Raw genomic sequence first — 24,745 nt, 5'->3', positions numbered from 1 at the left:
TATTTAAAAAACTATGTTTTATGAATGTGGATTTAAAATGAGTGGCCAAACCAAAATTTCATTCCATCTATGGCTGCTGTGCTTGTTGCACGGATGCATTTCCCTGCTCAACTTCTATTTCCTTAATGGTTACAGCGTAATGATTGGGACGTATTTCTGATCCGTAACTCAAAGCGTATGCGCGGGTAAATTCTGCACCAAAATAGAGAATGATGGATGAATAGTAAGTCCACAGTAATAACACAACAAGTGATCCGGCTGCGCCGAAAGTACCGCCAACGTTACTCTGAGAGATGTAGAATGAAATTCCGAATTTTCCAATCATAAAAAGTATACCCGTAACAATTGCACCGGAAATTACATCGCGCCATTTGATGTCGGCATCTGGCAATACTTTAAATATTACACCGAATATGGTGGTAATCACACCAAGTGTGATGATGAGGTTAAGTATATAGAAAACAATTACCGAAACATCAGCAAAGCGTGCCTGCAACCGCTCGCTAAATCCATCTAAAATAGAAGTAATGGCGAGCGACACAAGTAGCAGAAAACCCAGACTAACAATTACAGAGAAAGAAAGAAACCGGTTTTGCAACATTTTTAACCAGCCACGTTTGGGTTTCGGTTTTATTCCCCAAATGGTATTTATAGAATCTTGTATATCTGCAAAAACGCTTGTGGCACCAATAAGTAAAGTAAAAATCCCGATGATGAAAGCTATTGTACTTTTATTACCGATTGACGCTTTTTTAATGATGTTTTGCAGTTGCAAAGCCGTTTCGCCACCCAAGAAACCTTTAAGCTGATCAAAAACTTGCCCCTCTGCAGCTTCTTTATCCAGAAAAATTCCGCATAGCGAGATAATAACAACCAACAGCGGGCCCATTGAAAATACGGTGTAATAAGCAAGTGAACCACTAATTTTAGTCACTTTGTGGTCTGTAAATCCACCGAAAGCAGATTTTACCACTTCAACTATCCCTTTAAATGTTACTTTCTTTTTCATCTGTTCTCTAGATTTAGCGGTTAAATTTTGAGTGTTTTCAATTGCAGCATCACCTTTCGCTGGCGGTCTTTCCTGAGTTATTATACCTGTTTTCTCTTTAACCACTTTAACTTTTGGCTTTAAAATTTTTCTGACAGCAAATTTTACGGCAGTTGATAAAATTATCTTGTTCAGAAAGCCCGCTTTTTTAAAAAGTGTTTTATCCAGGAGTTTTGCTGCCGTAGCCGGAATAAACTTTTGGCCGGGATTTGCTAAAGCATCCATTTGTTTCTCCAGTTTGGGTTTAAATAAGCTCGGAATTATTTCTCCGGTATCCGTTTTCCGAAGTTCCATCGCCGATTTTAAAATCCTGGAGTCGCTCTCGCGAATTTCCTGGGCTAAATTTTCACTGTAATTTTTCAGAATCTCCAGGCTTCTTGTATGTTTTCTAGTGATCATTATTTGCAAAATGTTTTTTGAAATATCTTCCTATACTGAAATTGATCATTGCCGGTTCGATATACTTTTTACTGCTCTTTGCAACCGCCAGTGCTATTATTAAATAAACCAGAGTTAAGCCGCCAAAACCCCATGAATAACTGTTAAATACAGTGGAAAGGAAGAAGCCGAGTGTTACTGTAGCAAATAAAAACGCAAGTATAAGCGACAAGGCTACAACTATATTGGTTAAAAGATCGGCGGTTATGCGTGATGCCTGTACGATCACGTTAAGTTTTATTTGCTCAAATCTCAACCGTGCGTTCGTGTTTAATTCGTTGAGCAATGTTTGAAGGTTTTCTGTACTTTGTTTATCCATAGGCTAAAATCAAGTAGACACGGCTGTAAGTATTTTTATGTATGCACGCGTCTTTCTTATTTTTAACCTTCTTTTTTGGATATTGTTTTTTATTTCACAAACAAGTGGGCTGGAAATGCCGGATCAGTCGGCGCGAAAATGTAAAACTGTAGATTAAAATTGAGGCAATTGCCCCTCATAATTTTTAATAAGTTGGATTTATTTTTGTTGAGTCAGGAATAAACCAAAATGGTTTAACAAAAAGGTTGAATGTAACGAATCTTAGAGGCTTTATGCTTGATTTGGATTACTCAACACTTCAACTTTTGGTTGCTGTGCTTCAACAGCGAGCTGCTTTCTTGGTCTTACAATTACGCGTAAGGTTGGATCGTTGGTAAGAAAACTCCACATCCAGTTTAGTGAAAGTTTAACTTTATTTCTGAATCCTGCAATTGGAATAATATGAATAAATAGCCAAACCATCCAGGCAATAAATCCTTTAAAAAAACCTTTTGGCAAATCTACAACAGCTTTGTATTTGGCAATAATTGCCATTGAACCTTTATCGAAGTATTTAAAAGGCAGCAATGTGTTTCCTTCTTCCAGGGCAGAGAGATTACGCGCCAAAAATTTGCCTTGTTGTATCGCTACTTGCGCCAATTGCGGATGACCTTCCGGGAATTTTTCATCAGAAAGCTGCAGGCATTGATCGCCAATACTGTAAACATTTTCCATTCCCTTCACACGATTATATGCATCTACTAAAATCCGGTTCCCACGTGTTATTGACTCTGACGGAATACCTTCAATTTTCCGGGCAATTACACCTGTCGCCCAAATCAACGTGTTTGATGGAATTGAGCTGCCATCAGATAAAGTAACGTTTTCGCCATCATAATCATTAACGCGTTTCCCCAAAACAATGTTAACGCCCAGTTTATGTAAAATGTGGTAAGCTTCGGCCTGACTTTTTTCGCTCATTGGGCCGAGCAGTGCATGTCCACTATCAATCAGGTAAATATTTCCAACACGAGAAGTAGTTTCAGGATAATCTTTTTTAATGATATTTGTGGCCATTTCTGCAAACATGCCGGCAAGTTCTACACCTGTTGGTCCGCCGCCGGCAATTACCAAATTTGCATGGCGTTTTTTTTCTTCCACATCTGTTAAACGTACGGCACATTCCATTTGGATTAAGATATGATTGCGCATTTGCAGTGCATCGTCAATCGTTTTCATTGGAAGCGCATATTCACGTATTTTTTCGTTGCCAAAATAGTTGGTTTCAGTACCCATGGCTAAAACCAGAATATCGTAACTAAGCTCACCGGAATCGGTAATCAAAGTTTTCTTTTGCGCGTTAACCATGATTGCGGAACCCATAAAATAGCGAACGGGCTGATCGTGAAACATTTTGCGAAAAGGATAAATGATGTTTGAAGACTCTATAAATGCTGTAGAAACCTGATAGAGCAAGGGCGGAAAAAAATGGTAGTTATTTCTGTCTACAAGTGTAATCGAAAAATTATTAGTGCGGGCAAGTTTCTTGGCAAGGTTAAGTCCGGCGAAACCTCCGCCAGCAATTACAACGTGTTTCTTTGTCTTCATATCTAAGCAGCAAAATATATGTTCACACTTTTAACAAGCGTTTATGCCGAATGTTTTTCCAAACGAATGCGATGGTTGTAAATGTACAATACTCAGGTTTTAAATTGATATTGGATCTAAAGTTTGACATAGAACAAGCATTCGAAAGACTATCCCTTCGGTTATTTTGTAAATGCATGCAAATACATCAATATTGCTAAAAATAAAACCATATAAAATCGAGCGCGTTGATACCCAGCTAATTCATTAAGTGTTCTTAATTAGGTATATAACCGGTTTGTAGGCATAAAGTAGTAGATGACTGAGCGCCAAAATATTTTACTGATGAATGAATTAAATGTGCAAACGTTTGCGCAAAAATCAATGTCTTTTATATGGTATTTCTTTTCGCAAATTCAAATAAAATTTGCTGCTGAGTCCTTAAAATCTTTAATACACAATGTTTATTCATCGATTACAGGCCGCGAACTTCATTCAAAATATAAATTATCTTTTTAAAATTACTCAAACGAATGTTTGAGTAAAACTTACATATTAAATTCATTTTAGGATTTTAATGACATTTTTATTTACGTTTTTGATAACCTAGTTTATCTATTTTTTTCTATTGGAAATCTTTTGGCGAATTAAGATAGAAAGCATTATTTCAAACGATTGAATTGAATAATCAAACGTTTGTGTGTTTTTTATCTACCTCATAAACAGCGTATTGTTTCTAAATTGATTTTAGTAATTGAACCAAAGACAACTAAATAAACAAATACTGATTAATTCAAATTTACCGCAGGAAGAATATTGGCGTAACCCATCTGAAGGGAGTCAATACTTCTCGTCCAGTATCTAGCATCTTTTAAGTTTAATCCTGGCCGTTGCGCTACTGGAGCAGTTATGTAATTTTTAAAATAGCCAATATGAAACAAAAACTTTTGAAATTCGTATGTCCAATTTTATTGTGGGTGCTGTGTTTGAGTATTTCCTGTAAAAAGGATAACGTTAGCTCAGACGTTTACATTCGCAAACAATGGACGGTTTATCTCTCAGCAAATTCAATTGTTCCGCAAATTACCGGCAGATTGGATCATGCTGTGGCATCGATATACCTGATGGACAACAATGAACTTTACTACTATATCTACTTTGATACTGCCATTCAAAATGGAGATGTTCCCGGTTCGGCTGCCATTTATTACGGAGCGAGCGGTCAAAATGGACAAGTGTTGATCAATTTCAACGGATCATCTTTCAACAGCAGTGGAGAGAATGATGGGATGGTAGCGTTAAGTACCGAAATGGCCAATTCCCTAGTGGCTCAAACCAGTATCTATCTCAATGTCTCCTCTGCTCAGTATCCTTCAGGCTTGGTACGTGGCCAGATGTAAAGTCATAATAATACCAGAAATTTTTTAAAAAAACTTATATGGCAAAAATACTGACCAAATATATTTTTTCGGGTTGTTTGAGGTACGTTTTAAGCATTGGGCTTTTTATTTGCCTAAGCTCACAGGATGGAATAGCCCAAACCAATCCAAAATCAAATAAGGATTCGCTAAAAGTAGATTCCATTAAATTATTACGTATCAATTTGATTGACAATTGGAATAAGGTAATCGGGAAGGAAGAACAAATTGCGGCTACCTCGACCATTTATGGCCACGATATACGGACGATTCCAGTATCAAATCTCACTAATATACTTACTGGTCGTTTGCCAGGCTTATACACAAACCAGAATAATTCACTAACAGGATATGATGCAGCCTCAATAAGTTTGCGCGGGCAAACTCCGATTTTTGTCATTGACGGTGTTGTACGCTCATTTATGTCCTTTAATCCGGCAGATATCGAAACAATAACGGTGATGAAGGATGGACTTTCCACAGCGATGTTGGGCAGCAGATCTTCAAATGGAGCAATTTATATCACTACACGAGACCGCTCAGAAGGAGACAACTCTCTTGAAATTGGTTTTGATGCCCAATACGGATTTCTTAGTAATTTGAGAAGTCCAAATTTTATTACAGGAGCAGATTATGCAACCTTATATAATGAAGCGCAACAAAATACAAACCCCGGATCTGCGCCATTGTATAGCGCCAATGCAATAGCAAGCTATCGTAATGGAACCAACGATCCTTATTTAAACCCAAACACTAACTGGTATGATCTGGTGTATAGAAACCAGAGTAGCCAGCAACGATACAGTGTTAATGTTGCCGGAAATTCTAAAACCTATCGCTACTATGTTAGCTTGGAAAATTTTAATCAGGATGGAAACTTGCTTACCGATCCTGAAAACAATTATGATACAGATAATTTCTATAAACGTTATAGTATCAGAACTAACGCTCAGATGAATTTCAATGACGATATTACGGTATCTCTGAATTTGTTCGGCGCAATAGAAAATAGCAATGGACCAGGAGCCACTAATTTTTCCATTGATACACCGGGAGCCAGGATTCTGATGTCATCCATTTTCGCGACCTCTCCGCTCGCCTATGCACCCCGAAATGCAGATGGCACTTTCGGTGGAACGGCACAACTCACCAATAATATATTGGCTACCGCCATTTCTACGGGTTATATGCCTGTTGATGCCAGAAGTTTGGCTGCAGATGTGAGTTTAAATTATAAACTCGACGACATTCTACCCGGGCTTTGGGCTAAAGGTTTGCTTTCTATCAACAATTACTATCAGCAATATACAAACCGATCTAAAACTTTCGCCATTTACTATCCAGTAGTTTCTGGCGATAATATAACATACATACAATCGGGAACCGATGGTATTGTTGCAGCCGGTACGGCTTCATATGTTTACGGAAGCCAATTTAAGCAGACCTATGTCAACTTTTTAATGGGATATGCTGCACAGTTCGGGAAAAATAATTTGGATGTTTTGGCTTCTTACAACGTAGACAACAATATCATCGTCTACAATCAGTTAAGTCAGATATATCGCAATGCAGGAATAACCGGGCGTTACAATTTCGAACAAAAATATATGCTCGAACTGTCCGGTGTATTTGGAAGTTACAACAGATACGCACCAGAAAATCGGTGGCAGTTTTTACCTTCTCTGGGCTTAGCTTGGGCTTTAAATAAAGAGAAATGGTTTCATTCTGAATGGATTGGAACATTGAAATTGCGGACTACCGTAGGGCAAACTGCCTGGGCAAATCCTAATTCTTACTACAGCTATATTCAGTCCTATAGTACCAGTGCAACGGGATACGTTTTCGGCACCAGTTTAGCCAGTGTAAGCGGTGCAGCGGAAAATAGTATTTCCAGTGCATTGGAGAATGAAAAGGCATGGAAATATGATATTGGCGTTGACGCTACTCTATTCAAAGATCGGCTTGGTGTAAGTTTCGACTACTATAACAACAGATATTACGATTTAATCCGCAATCCTGGTAATGGCTATACAACCGCGATACTTGGCCAAAATTATCCAACAGATAATGTGGGCAAAACCAGATATTCTGGAATGGAAGTAAGTTTAAATTTCAACAACCGGTCTACGACTTCGCTACAGTATGGATTTGGCTTAAATATCTCTATTGAAAAAAGCAAGATTTTATCATATGATGAGGCCAATTTACCTTACGAGTGGTTGTATTACCAAGGGTCGCCGATATCGGCTGTTAGGGGATATCAGGCCATTGGATTTTATCAGGAGGATGAAAATTCATCCAATACACCATCCATTCAAGGTTATACTCCGCAGCCGGGTGATATAAAATATAAGGATTTAAACGGAGATGGCAGAATCGATTTTTTAGATGTTACGCAGATTGGAAGCAATAGTCCTAGGATATTTTTTGGGTTTAATTTTTCTTTAGCGTATAAGAATTTTGATTTATCCGGATTGTTTCAGGGGGTTGTCAATCAAGAGGTCTATCTCAATTCGACACAAATGTCTGCTTTTAACAATAGCACCGGTTATGTTTTAGATTATACCACTGAGAACCGGTGGGCGGTTAACAATACAGTAAATGCTACACTTCCACGATTAACCCTTGGAACCAATGTGAACAATACGCAGGTCTCTAGTTTTTGGCTTAGAAACGGGAACTATGTGCGGTTAAAAAATCTTGAATTTGGCTATAGTATCCGATCGAAATGGATTAAAAAAGCAAAAATTAAAAAGTTGCGATTTTTTATAAATGCATATAACCTATTTACGGTCACGGCGTTGGATTATCTCGATCCAGAATCGCTAACATCAGGATTTTCGAACAATAGAATTATTAGTGGAGGTGTAACCTTAAAATTATGACGATGACAAAGACACATATAAAAACAGTTGTACTATTTTCGACTTTTATCCTGATTCTTCTTTTCACAGGCGGCTGCAATAAATTAACGGATTCGACGCCTCCAGCCGAATTGATCGAAGTTGACTTGATATTTGACGTTCAAGACTCTTTGGGGGTAAACGCTGAAAGATTTCTCAACAATATTTACTCGGCTCTACCGAGAGGTTATAACCGACTATCTGTCACATCTGTGGCGTTGTATTCAGTTACGGCAAACGTCGGAACAATTTTAGATGCAGGATCGGACGATGCATTGCCAAATGCCAATACAGATGCTGTTCAATATTTTTCGACTGGAGGAATTTCTACGGCAGTAAATCCGGATAACAACTGGTCGGCAAATTATGCAGGAATTCGAAAGGTCAATATTTTTCTGGCCAATATTGACCGGGTTCCTTTGCGTACCGCAGGCTTGATGAATCGATGGAAGGCAGAAGCACGGGCCTTACGAGCAATGTTCTATTTTGAATTGCTTAAACGATGGGGAGGTGTTCCGCTAATTGGTGATATTGTTTACGGAACATCCGAGCCAATTCGTATCGGAAGAAGCAGTTACGATGAGGTACAAAATTACATCATTACCGAATTGGATTCGGCTATGCCATACCTGCTCACTGGAAACGCAAGTACAACAGGTACACTCAGTGCCACCTACTATGGTCGATTTGGAAGGGGCGCGGCAATGGCATTGAAATCCAGGTTATTGTTGTATGCGGCTAGCCCTTTTAATAACCCGAGTAATGACCAAAGCAAATGGGTACTCGCGGCGGCAGCAGCAAAAGCTATTATGGATAGTGTTTCAGAAGGCCGGTTTTCCTATGCCCTGCACAATACCGCCAGTACATCGCATTATAGTACCACCACTTTAGCAGGCGTAACCACTTCCGCAAACCTATCCGCCTATGTTAGTTCCGTAAATAAATTCCTAAGTATTTTTTCTACGGCTTCAAATAGCGAAATCATTTTGCCATACATGGCGGTCGCAAATACGAATTTAGAAACCAATAATGATCCGGTTGGGTATACGCGGGCAGGAGCCGGTAAAACCAACCCAACCCAGCAATTGGTGGACGAATTCGAAATGAGTAATGGAAGACAAATTAATGAAAGTGGTTCTGGTTATGTTGCAACAATGCCTTATTATAATCGCGATCCGCGTTTTCCGGCAACAATAATGTATAATGGTTTGTATTGGCTAAACCGGGCTGTTCAAACTTATGACGGAGGATTGGATCGTCCTTATGGTTTTGGATTGGTAAATAGTGGCGAAACACGTACCGGTTATTATATGAGGAAATTTATGACCAGTAATTCTTCAGCAACGAGTTTCACAGCAACCAATCACATCTTTCCAATTTTCAGATATGCTGAGATATTGCTCAATTTTGCCGAAGCACAGAACGAGTCTGCCGGGCCAGACAATTCAGTTTATACTGCGATAAATGCCATCCGCAGCAGGGTTGGGATGCCCAATTTACCAACAGGATTGACAAAAGCACAAATGCAAACCCGGATCAGACATGAAAGGCGGGTAGAAATGGCATTTGAGGAACAACGGTTTTGGGATATCCGGAGATGGAAAATCGCAGAAACCGTACTTAATGGAACATTGGCTGGCGTACAGATTGTGTCAACAGGTGGCATACTCAATTATCAAATCGTAGGTGTTCAGCCCGTAATATTTGATGCAGGCAAGATGTACCGATATCCAATTCCATTTAATGAAATGGTATCAAATTCTTTGATGACTCAAAATCCTGGCTGGTAATTCAAATACAAATGACATGAAGAAAATCATAGTTAATCTTTTATTACTCCCGCTGGTATTGGTTTGGATCAATAGTTACAGCCAAATTGGAACGGTTGTAACCGGCGTGGTTTCTGATAAAGTTGGTCCAATACAGGGCGCGTCCGTTTACGAAAAAGATTTAACATCTAACGGTGCCAAAACAAACGAAGCCGGAAAATTTACCCTCAGACTTAAAGGAAATACTGGGGTTATCATTGTTCGGTTTGTAGGTTACCTTGAACAAGAAATCGATACAAAAGGGAAAAATAATTTTTCAATACTATTGGAAGAAGATACCCGGGGTTTGGAAGAAGTCGTTGTTCTTGGTGTTGGACAGTTAACGAAAAAAGTTACGAATACGGGCGCTACGAGCACGATTTCTGGTGAACTCATTCGTCAAACACCATCCGCTAGTATTCAAAACACGCTTTCCGGAAGGCTTCCGGGATTTTTCTCACAGCAACGAAGCGGACAACCCGGGGCCGATGCCGCAAGTTTCCAAATCAGAGGTATTAATTCTTACGCAGGCGGAACCAGTCCCTTGATAATTGTGGACGACGTAGAGTACACATTAGATCAGGTAAGCCAGCTGGATCCCAACGAAGTTGAAAGCGTTACGATTTTGAAAGATGCGTCTACAACTGCTGTATATGGAGTTCGAGGTTCTAATGGGGTATTTATTGTTAGAACAAGACGGGGCAGTCCGGGTAAACCAGAACTTAATTTCAAAACGGAAGTCGGATTGCAATTTCCGACACAAAGACCTGAGGTAAATGATGGCTATACCACATTAAGCTTATTGCGTGAACGCTTGGTTGAACAGTTCGCCGGTACTACTTCGACACCCGAAACAAGTAACTACTCTCAATATTTTGCCAACGGCGCCCTTGAACATTATCGATTAAACGATGATCCTTATAATTATCCAAATGTAAATTGGTGGGATGAACTGATGCGCGAGGTAAGTCTTCAGACCAGAGCCAACTTAGATGTAAGTGGTGGTACCGATAAAGCGAAGTACTTTGTTAGCGTGGGATATATTTCTCAGGGAGGCTTGTATAGAGATTTTTCTGCTGATCAAGGTTACAATTCAAATTACACATACAATAGATATAATTTTCGTTCTAACGTAGATTTAAAGCCTACAAAAACACTTAAAATCAGAATCGATTTATCCGGTCGTTTCGGTGTAACGAATATTCCGAACGATACAGAATGGAATGGTGGAGGTACCACGTTTCAATATTTATGGAATGGTGAACTAAACGGATTTTCTTATCCTATTTACTGGCCTAATGGCCTTATAGCCAGTTCAACAAATCCGGCAACCGTAAAACCAAATCCGGTGGCCAATCTAACCTATTCGGGTTATCGACGAACTTATACAAACAATTTGAATATGGTGGTAGAAGCCAATCAGGAACTCAACTTTATAACTAAAGGGCTGGCTGCAAATGCTCTGGTATCAATGGCTACAGATTATAACTTCACAAGAAACCTAACTCGAAATTCGAGCGAGATATTGGCCTACACATATAATCGAACCACAGGTGCTTATGATCCGGTAACTATTGGTTTATATAGAATGGGTGCGCTTACCAGAAGTTCTTCTACAGCTGCTATGTCAAAAAACCTCAATTTAAGGATGAACCTAAATTACAATAAGCAGTTTGGGGATCATAATGTTACCGGATTGATTCTTTTAAATCAATCTACAACAAATAAAGATCCCGATGGGGTGATTCTTGCCGATCCCTACAATATTAGAGGAGTTACAGGAAAATTCACGTACAACTACAAGCAAAAATACCTCTTCGATATAAATGGTGCGTACAATGGATCAGATCGGTTTCAGTCTGATCGCGCGCATCAGCTTTTTCCCGCTGTCGGAATTGGATGGAATATCAGTGAAGAACCTTTTTTTAAAAATAACATCAAAAGTATCAACCTGTTGAAGTTAAGGGCTTCGGCCGGAAGAACCGGAAATGACCGGATTGGGACCAATGTTTACCTTTATGAAAAAAGTTACGTAGCAAATTCTGGAGCTTCCTATTATTTTGGAGAAACACCGGTTAATTATGCAGGTTTATTAGAACCCTTATTGGCTAATACACAAATTACGTGGATGGTTACTGATGAAGTTAATCTGGGCTTAGATCTGAAATTGTTTAATGGCGAATTATCTCTTGAATTGGATGCATTTAAGAAAAATACCAAAAATATTTTCACTACGCCAGCATCAATTCCGAGTTCATTTGGCGCTAGTTTGCCCCCCTATAATTTAGGTACACAGGAAAATAAGGGTTTTGAAGTAAATATAACATATAATAAACGTATTAGCCCAAAAGTTAGTTTTTTCATGAATACCAATCTAAGTTTTGCCAAAAATAAAGTGACCTACAGAAACGAACCCGCCTATCCATATCCTTGGCTTGCCTCAACCGGGCAAACGGCCAATCCTATTTTCGCTTATCAGTTTGACGGTTTTTATCAAACTTTAGAAGAACTGTACACCGCACCCAAATTGGCGTCCTCTGTACCGCTTTCGAATCTTTTTCTAGGTTCGGTAAAATTCAAAGATCTAAATGGCGATGGTATTATTGATGAGAATGATAAGGGGTATATTGGAACTAACATTCCTTTTTACAATGCAGGATTTACCTTAGGTTTTTCATATGGAAGGTTTAGTTTTTCCACCACATTTCAGAGCGCGTTCGGAAATTACCTGAGTATGAACAGAGGCTCGATTAGTTATACCGTACCGGATCGGGTTTCAGTTCCGTTGAATTCTGGTAGATGGACACCCATTACTGCTGAAAATGCAATATTTCCTGAGCTTTCAGGCAGTACACCGAATGCAAATAACCCCACTTCAACTTATCAGTCCACTTTCTGGTATGTAAAAGGGGATTATATCCGCTGGAAAACGGCAGACATCGGTTACCAGTTTCCCGCGTCTATATATAAAAAACTACATCTGAATAGTCTCCGCATTTATGCAAATGGATATAATATGGCATTGTTGTATACCAATCTTCCGGCAGATATTGATCCTGAGTCTGTAAGCTCAACTACGGTTGGAGAATATCCGCAACAACGTGTTGTCAATTTTGGAATTCAATTTGGTCTTTAGTATTTTGATTATGAAGAATAGATTTTTTATAGCCATATCTTTGGTTTTACTTTTCACCGCCAATGCCTGCAAGAAAGCTAGTTTTCTTGATCCGGCCACAGAGCCGCTCTCTGAGGCTGAAGTTTTCGCAGATAGTGCACTAACCAATAATTTTCTAAATACAGTATATGCTGCCACTGGGATGGATATTGTTCCTTTACGGAACAGCTTAGTTAGCAATAGTGGTGCAAGTGATAATAATGGGAATTTGGAAGATTTGACTACCAATAATGCCAGTGGGTTTTCCGGACAAAATTCTTTTTTAACCGGAGGTTCTAGCAGCACCAGTGGACCATTTTACGCTACCTATGCAGCTTATTATCAAAAAATACGCGCTGCAAATAAATTACTATTTTATTTGCCGACCACGCCGCTTTCGGCAGCAAAAAAAACTCGCCTGGCGGCAGAAGCAAGATTTTTAAGGGCTTTTTATTATCAAGCTTTAATTCGTTTGTATGGCAGTGTTCAATTGATGGGCGACGATGCAAGTGATGACTTTCCTACTTATGAATATCGCCGAAATACGTATCAGGAATGTGTAGATTATATTGCGGCAGAATATGATATTGCAGCGAGAGATTTACCCTCTTCGCTCGAACAAATTGCAACAGATTACGGGCGCGCTACATCGGGCGCATGTTATGCGATGAAAGCAAGATTATTGCTTACTGCAGCGAGTCCGTTGTTTAATGGAAGTCCTGTAACTACCGATGCTCAAATTGCTCCATTAGTTTCGTACACCGTTTCTTACGATCAAAATTTATGGCAAAAAGCTGCAGATGCCTTAAAAGCAGTTATAGATTTACCCGAATATGCTTTAGTTGTGGACAACTCCCTGCCGAATTATCCTGGAAATGGATTTTGGAAGATGTTTACCGAGAGCAGAAAAAATTCTGAATACATCTATGTTTTTAATATTGCGCAAGGAAAAGTATTGGAAAATTACTGGTTTCCACGAAGCTTGGGAACATCTCCCTATAGCGGAGCGACATTCAGCAACCCTACAGAACATATTGTTAATGCTTTTGGAATGAATAATGGAAAAGCAATAACAGACCCAAGTTCAGGTTTTTCGCCAAGTAGCCCGTATTTGAATCGGGATCCAAGATTCTATTATTCCATTATATACAATCAAGCGCTCGTATCAGACCGGACAACAACAGAGTTGAAACCCATTAGTATTTATACCAATAGAACCACCGGAATTACAACGCCCGACGGCATAACGGCTTATTACACCAAAACAGGTTTTTATAGTCGTAAAATGTGCAATGATCGACTTCCCTTAAGTACATTAAATGTCGATCGTGCATATCCAATCATCAGACTGGCAGAAATTTATCTAGGCTATGCGGAGGCTTTGAATGAATTGGGGCGGACTGAAGAAGCAGTCACCTGGCTGAATAGAATTCGTGAACGTGCCGGTATACTGCCCGGATCGGACAGGAGGTATGGTGTGTCTGCTGGGATTTCAAAAGAGGCATTGCGCATATTACTACAAAATGAGTACCGGGTTGAATTTTATCAGGAAGGGCATTGGTTTTACGATACCAGAAGGTGGCGAACCGCAGAACAAACGGAAGCACAGGGTGTTACCGGAACGCGGGTGTACCTGGAAGCCAATGGTACGTATACCTATAGCAGCTTTGTACACTTATCGACAGTTTTCATTTATCCGCAAATGTACTTCGTTCCTTTTCCGCGGACTGAGATTCTAAAAAGCTACGGTTCCCTACATCAAAATCCCGGATGGTAAGACAAATTAAATCAATAGACAAAAACTAAAAATAATAAATATGAATTACATTAAACATCGCACCATCTATTTGCTCGTACTTGCTGTTATGAGCGTCGGAATTTTTTCATGTAAAAAATTACCATCAGAAGAAACGCTTTCTGCAAATTCAAAATTGCAGGCAGAAGAAGGATCAACTTTCGTTTCCAATCCAAAAAATCTGAATATTGTCATGTTTGTCCCAACAGATAATCCAGCAGTTTCTGGGTATCAAAGCAGACTTTCTACACTTTTTACCCATTTCCAAACCTGGTTTCACAATGAAATGCTTCGCTATGGATATGATAAATATATGGGATTGGCGAGGAATGACTCCACTGGTTTGGTCCGGATTATTGAAATACATGCCCAGGGCGCGCAAACAGATTATCCCTACAGCTCCAGTGTATCAGCAACCAAAATAATTAATGAAATAAATACGTATAGGAGCAGTCATCCAGCAGAATTCTCCAATTCCGGGCATATGTTAATTTTACTTCCACAACGTAGCGACGGTGGAGATCAGCCTTTTTATGGATATGGGAAATATTGCTTTGCCGTAGACAATTCCAGTATGGCGGTAGATAAAATACCCAATCCAAATTCAAACTATCTTGGTGGAATGTTGCACGAGTTGGGACACGGACTAAACCTGGCACACAATCACGCTAAATATGCGTCGGAACAGCAAAGTTTAGGAACGTCTCTTATGGGCTCAGGAAATGTGAGTTTTAGTAAAGGACAACCTACTTTTCTCACAGAAGGCGATGCGGCAATCTTAAACTGTAACGAAATTTTTCAAAATCCAAGTCCCATTGAAACAGCGTATCAGAGCTCAAGTACCAGCATATATGCAAATTCAAGCACCTTCGATTCGGCAGCACAAGTTTTTCAATTAAATGGAACGTTCACAAGTAGCTTGCCTGTTAGTGATGTTATTGTTTACTTGGATCCGAACGTTAATAATGAAGGGGTTGGTGCAAATAAAGACTATAATGCAGTGAGCTGGCGTTTTAATCCCAATACGGGAAATACCTTAGCAGGAAGTATTCCGCTGAATGAGTTATATTACAAAAACAATGAGCCTTATGAATTTAAGGTTAAGTTGTTGTTAAATAATGGAAATTTAGTTACGCAAACATACACGTTTAACTTTTTAAATGGGATTCCGCAAATTGGCGCGAATGGCACCGGTAAATTTTATCAAAATGCGAGTTACGGAGGTTATAGTGTCTCATTGCCAGTTGGAGATTATACAACTGCAGATTTAATTGCGAAAGGAATCAAGGATAATGACATATCTTCAGTCAGTGTTGACCTGGGCGTTAAAATAATTTTATATGACGGAGATAACTTTACCGGAACAAGCTTCGAACTCAATGCAGCGAGCAGCTATCTCTCCACATTTAATGACAAAGCTTCATCAATCCGAGTCATTGCATTATAAGCATTAGAATTGGGTCGGCGCAATCAAATTGCGCTGGCCTGATTTAAATTCCATTTTTTCAAACCTTTTAAAGGTTAAATCAAACGTTTGATCTGAATTGTATCAAAATCAATAGATTGAAAGGTTAAAAGTGCTGATTATATTAGTAAAAGTGTCCCGCACTCGGAATGTAAATAGACAGAAAAATAGCTTCCTACCGGGCTGCTTCTACAATTCAAAAATAGACTTAGGTATGCGCTACATTTTACTTTTTTCGACTGTCCTATTTTTCAAAATGGCCACAGCCCAACAAAATACTCCGCTCATTCCATACCCAAAGCAGATGACCTTAGGCGAGGGTGTATTGCAATTGATGCCAAATTTTGAAATTGCTGCCAATCAAGATGTTTTGCAATCACAGGTACTTTATCTGCAACAATCTCTATTCGATTTAAAAGGGATTACACCTATTCATGGAGAAGGTGAGGATGCGGCGATTTATCTGGTTTTACTATCTACTGGCAAAAATAAAGGCACTGAAGCATACAAATTAAAGATTACTGAAGGACAAGTAAAAATTGAATCCTCAAGTCCGGCGGGCATTTTTAATGGAATCCAAAGCTTTTTGCAGCTGGTTCGCGGATCAGCAGAAAAGAATAAGATTGTTGTGCCCATTTTGGAGATAAAAGATGAGCCCAAATTCGCTTGGAGAGGTTTTATGTTAGATGAATCCAGACATTTTTTTGGTGTGGCAAAAGTGAAATCTATTCTGGACTGGATGGCGCTTTATAAATTAAATCGTTTCCATTGGCATTTAACAGATGTGCCTGGCTGGCGTTTAGAAATTAAGAAATATCCAAGGTTAACGCTTGTTGGAGGTATCGGCAGTTTTACTGATCCCAATACGCCTGCAAATTATTATACACAGCAGCAAATTAAAGAAGTTGTGGCTTATGCTGCGGAACGATTCATTACTGTAATTCCAGAGATTGATATGCCAGGACATGCTACTGCGGCAAATAAAGCCTATCCGGAATTCTCTGGTGGCGGATCAAAAGAACATCCCGACTTTACATTTAACCCAGGTTTGGAAACGACCTACAGTTACCTCACCAAAATACTTAACGAAACGCAATTGCTCTTTCGGGCTCAAATGATTCATATAGGTGGTGATGAAGTAAGTTTTGGTAATGACAAATGGAGAACAGATACCACGATAAATACCTTAAAAATGCGGTTCAATTTAAAAAATGAACTCGAAGTAGAGAAATATTTTATTAAAAGAATGGCCGATTCTGTGTTTAAGCTGAAAAATAAAGTTTTGGTATGGGATGAAATGGTTGACGCTGGGTTACCTAAAGATAAAACGATAATTTTTTGGTGGCGGCATGATAAACCTCAACAATTAAATGCATCCCTCAAAATGGGATATCAAACAGTATTATGTCCAAGGCTTCCGCTGTATTTCGATTTTGTTCAGGATAGCACACACCGTTTTGGACGCAAATGGGATCGGAAATTTAACGATTTAATTTCTGTATACAACTTCAATGCCGATAACTACGTTGATGGAAACCTTTCAGAAAACAATATTTTAGGCATTCAAGCAAATCTATGGACAGAAACCGCTCAGAATAGTAATCGTTTAGATTATCTACTGTTTCCGAGAATTGCCGCATTGGCGGAAGCCAGCTGGCTCGAATCCGCAAATAAAAATAGTCAGGAATTCCTAAAACGATTGGAGCCGCATATAGAATGGTTTAAAGCATCTGGTCTGAATTTTTATAATCCGTTTAACCCCAATGAAACTACTGAACCATTAGGAAAAAGCAGGTTATCCTTAAATTATAAAGATTAATGAAACCATATCTCATCTCATCCCCCTGCTTTTTAGCAGTTGCCTTTGCAAAGGCGCAAGAAATAAATTGGGTCGACCGCTTTAATATTGGTCGAACTGACGTGATAGACAATCGCGTAGCTCAATATCCAGATGTAAACAAATTGTTTACGGAAGCTCGTTTGCCCATTGGACATTTCAATTTTAAAACGAGAGGAAAAATACAATCATCTTCACTTAAATTAGATGTCTATAATACAAGTGCAACAGGCCCTTTATTGACCGTTTTAGCAGTGATGGAATTGATGGTTGTTAATATCAACTGTAAAGGGCATGAAGAAAAACCTACACTGGATTTTCGGCCAGAACGGAGCATCCGCCCGAGATACTTACAAGATTATGTAAGAGAAAAACCTCAAAATTTTCTGGATAACCCACCAATTCAAATAAGTAAAAAAGATGGCTTCCAGATTCGGCATCAAGCGCTTTTAAATGGCGGCGGGTATTCAACAATTTACAAATGTTTGGAATCCAAAAATACGCTCAAAGCCTATATCAGTATCGGTTATGACGGCAACACCAATATGAATCCGTCGAGTATCTTTGATGACAAAGGATACAAAATCGATTTCAAACGATCGGCTTTCGAAGGTAAAAATATTGTCGTTTTCCAGACGAGTAAAAACCAGATAATAGAGAAATTATCTGATTCGAAAACGAATAAAGGTATTTCTCCGGTAAGCGATACGCAAAATCAAAATTGGGCATGAGGCCTTGGAATAAGAAATTCTAGATAATCATCAAAAAAATGAACATCATGCAAAGCTATAAACAAATTCTTTTACTTCTTGTAGTTACATTCTCATTCGCAGGAAATCCGGCCATCGGTCAACAAATGCTTACAGATACAATCCCACTGAAATACGGGGCACACCGTACAGGCAATAGAACCGATGCGGATATGCAGCGCTGGCGGAGTTATGGTCTCGGGCAATTTATCCACTGGGGAATTTATGCCATTCCTGGTGGACAATGGGAAGGGAAAACTTACGGCGGAGCAGCCGAATGGATTCGGTCATGGTCTGGAAATGGCGCACCAGCTAACTGGAAAGAAACTTATGACCAACTCTACACTAAATTCAATCCGACTGATTTTAATGCCGATGCGTGGGCAGCACAGGCGAAACAAATGGGGGCAAAGTATGTCATCTTCACTACAAAGCATCATGATGGCTTCTGCATGTGGCCCAGCAAGTATACCAAATATACCGTTCAATATACGCCGTATAAAAAAGACATTGTTAAACAGGTTGTAGATGCATATGATGCGCAGGGCATTGATGTTTACTTGTATTTTTCGATTATTGACTGGAACCACAAAGGATACCAAAGCGGTATACCCAAAACGAAAGCAGACAGCCTTGCGTATGAAGGATTTAAATCCTTTACCAGAAATCAGCTTATAGAATTATTGACAAAATATCCGAAAGCTAAAGGGCTTTGGTTTGACGGAACCTGGGATGCTGCTTGGGTAAAACAATCTAAATTTGCCGACGATCTTGAAAAGGAATTACGTAAACTCCACCCAGGATTGGTTATTGGAAGTCGTTTTAGAGCAGACGAAAATGGTAAACGCCATTTCGATAGTAACCATAAAATGATGGGAGATTACGAGCAGGGCTGGGAACGCAAGTTGCCTGAAAATATTGAAGTATTGCAAGGCAGAGATTGGGATTGTGTAATGACCATTCCGCCCAATCAATGGGGATACAATTCAGATTGGAAATCGTCTTACATTAAAACTACTGACGACTTAACCGATATGCTTTTGCATGCTGTATCCATGAACGGGAATTTGGTGATCAATTTTGGGCCGGATGGCAAAGGCAATATCAGGCCAGAAGAAGGTAAAATAGCTGAAGAACTTGGAAAATGGGTAAATAAAAATGGTGAAGCTATTTATGGTACAGGTTATTCCGGCCTCCCCAAACCAGATTTCGGATATTTTACCAAAAAAGAAAATAAACTTTTCCTAACCGTATTCAATAAACCGGTAAATAATGTTTTACGTTTACCAATCCCGCGTGCGTATAAAGATAAACCTATCGCAGCCTATTTGCTGCCCTCAACCAATTTGTATATTAAGGTTTCAGATATAGGTATGAGTGGAGATCGTAATGTGTATTACGATGTGCAGCTTCCCACGGAATTTTCGACCGATAAACCTTTTGTCATTTATATAGACACCAAGCCGAGTACAGGTGCTGGAAATTCATTTGGAGATGCGAAAACATAAGTATATGAATAAATTGATCTTAACCGCTTTAATGATATCTGAATTTGCCTTCGTGGCGAAAGCTCAACTAAATCCCAGAAATTGGTTGACATATAGTTATAATAAAGCATACTCTGGCGCAGCCGCATTCCCAAATTTAAGTAGCTGGCAGCAGAAAAATAAATTAGCGGTTCTGCAATCTATTGCAGCGCTTCCGGATACTATCAAACAAAATTTAGTTAAAAAGGCTGACGATGCACTGACCTATAACTGGCCGTCTTTGCCTGCAAGTTTATATCTGGACTACCGGGAAACCGGAACCCGCGTAAATTATGAAAATTTGCAGGGCGAGCGCCGTAAAATCCTTTCAAACCTGGTGGTTGGAGAGCTGATCCGTAACGATGAAAGATACATCCCGAAAATTGTAGATGGTCTTTGGCTCATTTTGGAAGAAAGTACTTGGGTAGCACCTGCACACATTACCGTGCAAAAAGAAGGTGCAGATCTCGCAAATATCGTTAATCCATATATTGATCTGAATGCTTCCCAAACAGGTGCCAACGTAGCCATGATTTATCATCTCCTGTCAGACAAATTTGCAAAATATTCCAAGATTTTGAACGGACGCATATTGTATGAACTTAACAGAAGAATTTTCGACCCTTACCTCAAATATGATACGTTTTGGTGGATGGGATTTAAAGGCAATGCGGTAAATAACTGGAATTCCTTCAACAATACCAATATCATGCAAACGGCTCTTTTGGTTTCCGAGCCTGGAGACAGTCTTACTCTTCTCAGTAAAAAAATATTGGCCAGCACAGATTTTTTTATTAATCAATATCCTGAAGATGGCGGCTGTGATGAAGGTCCCAGTTATTGGGATATGGCGGGAGGGAAGCTCGTTCAATTACTGAGTTTAATTGGGCAAGCCTCAGAAGACAAAATCACCTTGTCGGATAGACAATTGATTCACGACATGGGAAGTTATACCTATAAAATGCAAATTTCCGGAAATAAGATGGTGAACTTTGCCGATGCGTTTGCAAATTACACACAAGATCCGGTTAGCGTATATACTTACGGAAAGCTTTTTAATGATGACGTACTGAAAGAATACGCAGCTTATCTGTTCAACGAACGGAAGCGAAAGATTTCGAGTGATGATCTTATCAATTTCACGGCTATTACATCGGTTTCTAAAAGGCTCACGGCCACTGAAACCAAATCTCCATATCCTGAATTTGCCGTTTTGCCCAATCTTAAAGTCTTCGTGGCAAGGATGCAAAAGGGAACTGATAAAGGTCTTTTCCTTGCCGCAAAAGGAGGCCATAATGGAGAAAGCCATAACCACAATGATATCGGCAATTTTATTGTTTATGCTGACGGTAGTCCCGTTATTATCGACGCCGGAGTGGGAACCTACACGAGCAAAACCTTCAGCAACAAAAGATATGAATTGTGGAATGTGCAGTCTCAATGGCACAATACGCCAAATATTAATGGATATGAGCAAAAAGATGGCAGTTCATATAAAGCCACCGAATTTAAAGTTAAACATAATAAATCCGTAGATGTACTTTCTATGGATATTTCCAATGCTTATCCACAGGAAGCCTCTGTAAAGTCTTGGCGTAGAATATGGACGTTTGACAGATACAAAAAAGAAATTATTCTGCGCGATCAATTCGATCTGGAAAAAGTACTGGATAAAAATACACTCAATTTTATGTCTGCTGAAAAACCTCAAATAACCAATGGAACTTTAAAATGGAAAAATGGCGTAAGCATGTTTTTCGATGCACAAAAATTTGACATTCGCATCGAGGAAAAACCAATGGATGATATACGTTTGAAAAATGTTTGGGGCGATTTTTTATACCGCATACAACTTCAGGCAAAAAATAAAATACAAAAAGGAGAATATACGCTTAAAATAAGTCAATAAAATTAGATGAAAGTTAAAAATTGGATAAATCTATTGATGCTGTTGTGTATGGTAGAAGTGTCAAATGCTCAGGAAACACGATTGATAAAAAGTTTCAATGGCGATTGGACATTTAGCAAAACAACGGATACTGCTGGAAAAAGCAAAGACTGGGAAAAAGTAACGCTTCCACATTCGTGGAATGCAACGGATATGCAGCTGGGTAAAGACTTTTATGAAGGCGAAGGATTGTATCAAAAAGATGTAGTTTTTGGCGATGAATACAAAGGCAAGAGATTATTCCTGAGGTTTGAAGGTGTTGGGCAAGTTGCCCAGGTTTACGTTAATGATAAATTAGTTGGTACGCATAAAGGCTCTTACAGTGCTTTTTGTTTCGAAATTACGTATGCCATTTTGTTGAACAAAGCCAATAGAATCCTGGTAAAGGTGAACAATAAAGCCCGAAAAGATATTATTCCGGTTAACCATTTTTTATTCGGAATTTACGGAGGCATTTATCGTCCGGTGGAACTTATTGCCACAAACAAAATCAACATCAGCACAACTGATTATGCCTCGCCAGGCGTTTACATTTCGCAACATAATGTTGATAAGAATAGTGCAGATATTGAGGTTGCCGTAAAAGTTGAAAATGTGACAGGAACGCCCGAAGACATTACAATCAAAAATATTGTTTTAGATAAAGAAGGCAAAGTTGTGCTTGAAAAAAGCGAACAGCAGCGTCTTTTTACTCAAGGCAGGCAAAAATTTAGTCAATTGTTGAATATTCCCCATCCGGATTTATGGGATGGTTTTAAAAACCCATATCTATATAAATTAAAGTCACAAGTGATTCACAACGGAATTGTGGTAGATGAGGTTTTACAACCATTAGGACTTCGGAAATTTGAGTTGGTTGCAGGAAAAGGAATGTTTTTAAACGGGAAGCCATATTCTATGTTTGGGGTTTCAAGGCATCAGGACAGATGGCAATATGGAAACGCACTAACTAACGTGCAGCACAAGGAAGACCTAAATCTGATAAAGGAAATGGGCGCAACTACAATCCGCTTTGCACATTATCAGCAGGCTGAGTACGTGTATTCGCAATGTGATACTATGGGTTTTATAATTTGGGCCGAAATCCCTTTTGTGAATACATCAACAGGAGAGGAGGGAGAGAATGCAAAACAGCAGCTTCAGGAATTGATTTTACAAAACTACAACCATCCTGCTATCTACGTTTGGGGTTTGCATAATGAGGTTTACGGTAAAACACCAGCAGATTATCCTGCAGTTCTCACCCGCGATTTGAATGATCTGGCGAAAACACTCGATCCGTATCGATATACTGTTTCTGTAAGCGGATACGCAGAAATGGATCGGCCAACCAATCTGAACGCGAATATCCAGGGAATTAATCATTACTACGGCTGGTATAACGGACAAATAGACGACCTGCAAAAATGGGCAAGTGGGATGGAAAAGAATTACCCTGAAAATTTGCTGATCCTTTCTGAATATGGCGCGGATGGAAATGTATTTCAACAGCAGGAACAATCCACCCTTCCGGAAAAATGGAATTATATGTCGCCTGAATATCCAGAGAATTATGAAACAAAAACCCACGAAAAACAATGGCCGGTGATTGCGCGGTATCCAATAATCCTTGCATCATACGCCTGGAACATGTTTGATTTCGCCACCCCATTGTGGAACCGAGGAGGTAATATTGCCAGAAATATGAAAGGACTGGTTACATTCGACCGGAAACTGAAGAAAGATGTTTTTTATTGGTATAAGGCCAATTGGAGTAAAAATCCTGTGCTATATCTAACTGAAAGAAGAACGACTGAGCGGACAAAAGCGATTACGCCGGTTACTGTTTATTCTAATGTAGGCGAACCAAATTTGTATGTTAATGGTAAAAAGATACAGGTGAAAGCAATCAAACCCGATGTTGATGTACATTACGTTTTTGACAATATTTTACTAAAAAAAGGAAAAAATACGATAAAGACCGAAGTGATAAAGGCGGGGAAAATGTATTCAGATACTATTGTCTGGAACCTGAAATAATCTGAAAGGTTCAGCCATCATAAATACACATTTGGGCTAATTTCCCATGCCCAGGGTTTTTTGAAGGTTTTAAATGTGCGTAGGTGATTGAAGAAAAGAACCTCACTGGTTCTGCTGTTTGAAATGTCTCTTCGATACATATTGCCAAGAGTGGTGGTGAGTTCGCGCTCTTTAAAGTTGTAAATTCTCTCGGTCATATCGCCAGATTGATTGTTGTAATACAAGTTTATAGCATTTGTCAGAAACCAATCCTTGTTTTCAAATTTAAAGGTATAACCCATTTCCCAACGCCATTCGCTGCCGCCTCTAAAACGCAGAAACAGTTGTTGATCCTGAATGGAAATTCTTTGTAAAGGATCGCCAAGTTTGCCGCCTTCTTCAGATCTGAGGATGAAGTCGTTATTTTGGGTAGAGAGATGATAGATTCCAGATTTATCTTTGAAATAAATCGCCAGAATCCGCGGACGCTGATGCTCTTTGATAATATCTGTGTTGTTGTCGGCATAGACACGGGTTTCATCTATTGCGGTGTTAAATTCAAAAATCAAAGCCAGATCTTGTACCCCATCGTTGTTCAAATCTCCGCTTGTCTGATCGATGACATTCCAGTTTTCGGGTTTCAGTTTCGCAATATCTGACCCTTGTGAAGCGACTCTAGGAAAATGGAAAGTCTTTTGAGCAAAAACAGTATTGGATACCAGCAGAAAAAGGATGATTCGTAAAAAATTCATGAAGATAGGATACACTTATAT

At 39.2% G+C, this 24,745-nt stretch carries 15 protein-coding genes; 11 read left to right on the top strand and 4 right to left on the bottom strand.

Features of this window, described 5'->3' with window-relative positions:
* Window positions 1-67: 67 nt before the first annotated feature.
* From ACJVDH_RS12180 to ACJVDH_RS12170, 3 genes are all read right to left on the bottom strand, one after another.
* Entirely contained in the window at window positions 68-1,447 is a 1,380-nt protein-coding gene (locus ACJVDH_RS12180) for a YihY/virulence factor BrkB family protein (protein ID WP_443943674.1), read from the bottom strand.
* Window positions 1,437-1,805 (bottom strand): hypothetical protein, encoded by a 369-nt coding sequence (locus ACJVDH_RS12175; RefSeq protein ID WP_443943673.1) that lies wholly within the window; start codon window positions 1,803-1,805, stop codon window positions 1,437-1,439. The genes ACJVDH_RS12180 and ACJVDH_RS12175 overlap by 11 nt, the downstream gene beginning before the upstream one ends.
* Window positions 1,806-2,075: 270 nt before the next feature.
* Complete coding sequence (locus ACJVDH_RS12170; RefSeq protein WP_443943672.1) at window positions 2,076-3,392, bottom strand: NAD(P)/FAD-dependent oxidoreductase; 1,317 nt, start codon at window positions 3,390-3,392, stop codon at window positions 2,076-2,078.
* Between the two features lie 911 nt (window positions 3,393-4,303).
* Here ACJVDH_RS12170 and ACJVDH_RS12165 point away from each other — a divergent pair.
* The 11 genes from ACJVDH_RS12165 (at window position 4,304) to ACJVDH_RS12115 (ending at window position 23,993) form a co-directional block, all read left to right on the top strand.
* The gene (locus ACJVDH_RS12165; RefSeq protein ID WP_443943671.1) at window positions 4,304-4,771 is read left to right on the top strand and encodes a CHRD domain-containing protein; all 468 of its coding nucleotides are present in this window, start codon (window positions 4,304-4,306) and stop codon (window positions 4,769-4,771) included.
* A 38-nt stretch (window positions 4,772-4,809) separates the two neighbouring features.
* Entirely contained in the window at window positions 4,810-7,674 is a 2,865-nt protein-coding gene (locus tag ACJVDH_RS12160) for a SusC/RagA family TonB-linked outer membrane protein (RefSeq protein WP_443943670.1), read from the top strand.
* 2 nt (window positions 7,675-7,676) lie between these two features.
* Window positions 7,677-9,482: a RagB/SusD family nutrient uptake outer membrane protein gene (locus ACJVDH_RS12155; RefSeq protein WP_443943669.1), complete on the top strand. Its 1,806-nt coding sequence runs from the start codon at window positions 7,677-7,679 to the stop codon at window positions 9,480-9,482.
* Window positions 9,483-9,498: 16 nt separating this feature from the next.
* Window positions 9,499-12,636 carry a SusC/RagA family TonB-linked outer membrane protein gene (locus tag ACJVDH_RS12150; protein WP_443943668.1) on the top strand — a complete coding sequence of 1,046 codons (3,138 nt, stop codon included), beginning with the start codon at window positions 9,499-9,501 and terminating at the stop codon, window positions 12,634-12,636.
* A gap of 10 nt (window positions 12,637-12,646) precedes the next feature.
* Window positions 12,647-14,431 carry a RagB/SusD family nutrient uptake outer membrane protein gene (locus tag ACJVDH_RS12145; RefSeq protein ID WP_443943667.1) on the top strand — a complete coding sequence of 595 codons (1,785 nt, stop codon included), beginning with the start codon at window positions 12,647-12,649 and terminating at the stop codon, window positions 14,429-14,431.
* Window positions 14,432-14,471: 40 nt separating this feature from the next.
* A complete protein-coding gene (locus tag ACJVDH_RS12140; protein WP_443943666.1) occupies window positions 14,472-15,896 on the top strand; it encodes a hypothetical protein in 1,425 nt (474 codons plus the stop codon).
* Between the two features lie 274 nt (window positions 15,897-16,170).
* Window positions 16,171-17,733, top strand: a complete 1,563-nt coding sequence (locus ACJVDH_RS12135) for a beta-N-acetylhexosaminidase (RefSeq protein ID WP_443943665.1) — start codon at window positions 16,171-16,173, stop codon at window positions 17,731-17,733.
* A complete protein-coding gene (locus tag ACJVDH_RS12130; protein ID WP_443943664.1) occupies window positions 17,733-18,482 on the top strand; it encodes a hypothetical protein in 750 nt (249 codons plus the stop codon). Before ACJVDH_RS12135 ends, ACJVDH_RS12130 begins: the two co-directional genes overlap by 1 nt.
* A gap of 47 nt (window positions 18,483-18,529) precedes the next feature.
* On the top strand, window positions 18,530-20,008 hold the full coding sequence (locus ACJVDH_RS12125; RefSeq protein ID WP_443943663.1) for an alpha-L-fucosidase: 1,479 nt from the start codon (window positions 18,530-18,532) through the stop codon (window positions 20,006-20,008).
* Window positions 20,009-20,012: 4 nt separating this feature from the next.
* On the top strand, window positions 20,013-21,935 hold the full coding sequence (locus ACJVDH_RS12120) for a heparinase II/III domain-containing protein (protein ID WP_443943662.1): 1,923 nt from the start codon (window positions 20,013-20,015) through the stop codon (window positions 21,933-21,935).
* 6 nt (window positions 21,936-21,941) lie between these two features.
* Window positions 21,942-23,993, top strand: a complete 2,052-nt coding sequence (locus tag ACJVDH_RS12115; RefSeq protein WP_443943661.1) for a glycoside hydrolase family 2 TIM barrel-domain containing protein — start codon at window positions 21,942-21,944, stop codon at window positions 23,991-23,993.
* A 17-nt stretch (window positions 23,994-24,010) separates the two neighbouring features.
* Here ACJVDH_RS12115 and ACJVDH_RS12110 read toward each other — a convergent pair whose 3' ends face one another.
* The gene (locus ACJVDH_RS12110; RefSeq protein ID WP_443943660.1) at window positions 24,011-24,724 is read right to left on the bottom strand and encodes a hypothetical protein; all 714 of its coding nucleotides are present in this window, start codon (window positions 24,722-24,724) and stop codon (window positions 24,011-24,013) included.
* Window positions 24,725-24,745 lie beyond the last annotated feature (21 nt).

This window comes from Pedobacter terrestris, from assembly GCF_052343045.1.
GTDB lineage: Bacteria > Bacteroidota > Bacteroidia > Sphingobacteriales > Sphingobacteriaceae > Pedobacter.
This window is presented reverse-complemented; position numbering and strand designations above follow the sequence as displayed.

Excerpts from the sequence above, each read along its gene's own strand:
- ACJVDH_RS12130 (WP_443943664.1), top strand. The coding sequence starts at position 17,733 with ATGAAACCATATCTCATCTCATCCCCCTGCTTTTTAGCAGTTGCCTTT.
- ACJVDH_RS12145 (WP_443943667.1), top strand. The coding sequence starts at position 12,647 with ATGAAGAATAGATTTTTTATAGCCATATCTTTGGTTTTACTTTTCACC.
- ACJVDH_RS12165 (WP_443943671.1), top strand. The coding sequence starts at position 4,304 with ATGAAACAAAAACTTTTGAAATTCGTATGTCCAATTTTATTGTGGGTG.
- ACJVDH_RS12140 (WP_443943666.1), top strand. The coding sequence starts at position 14,472 with ATGAATTACATTAAACATCGCACCATCTATTTGCTCGTACTTGCTGTT.
- ACJVDH_RS12170 (WP_443943672.1), bottom strand. The coding sequence starts at position 3,392 with ATGAAGACAAAGAAACACGTTGTAATTGCTGGCGGAGGTTTCGCCGGA.
- ACJVDH_RS12125 (WP_443943663.1), top strand. The coding sequence starts at position 18,530 with ATGCAAAGCTATAAACAAATTCTTTTACTTCTTGTAGTTACATTCTCA.
- ACJVDH_RS12180 (WP_443943674.1), bottom strand. The coding sequence starts at position 1,447 with ATGATCACTAGAAAACATACAAGAAGCCTGGAGATTCTGAAAAATTAC.
- ACJVDH_RS12175 (WP_443943673.1), bottom strand. The coding sequence starts at position 1,805 with ATGGATAAACAAAGTACAGAAAACCTTCAAACATTGCTCAACGAATTA.
- ACJVDH_RS12150 (WP_443943668.1), top strand. The coding sequence starts at position 9,499 with ATGAAGAAAATCATAGTTAATCTTTTATTACTCCCGCTGGTATTGGTT.
- ACJVDH_RS12135 (WP_443943665.1), top strand. The coding sequence starts at position 16,171 with ATGGCCACAGCCCAACAAAATACTCCGCTCATTCCATACCCAAAGCAG.
- ACJVDH_RS12155 (WP_443943669.1), top strand. The coding sequence starts at position 7,677 with ATGACAAAGACACATATAAAAACAGTTGTACTATTTTCGACTTTTATC.
- ACJVDH_RS12160 (WP_443943670.1), top strand. The coding sequence starts at position 4,810 with ATGGCAAAAATACTGACCAAATATATTTTTTCGGGTTGTTTGAGGTAC.
- ACJVDH_RS12120 (WP_443943662.1), top strand. The coding sequence starts at position 20,013 with ATGAATAAATTGATCTTAACCGCTTTAATGATATCTGAATTTGCCTTC.
- ACJVDH_RS12115 (WP_443943661.1), top strand. The coding sequence starts at position 21,942 with ATGAAAGTTAAAAATTGGATAAATCTATTGATGCTGTTGTGTATGGTA.
- ACJVDH_RS12110 (WP_443943660.1), bottom strand. The coding sequence starts at position 24,724 with ATGAATTTTTTACGAATCATCCTTTTTCTGCTGGTATCCAATACTGTT.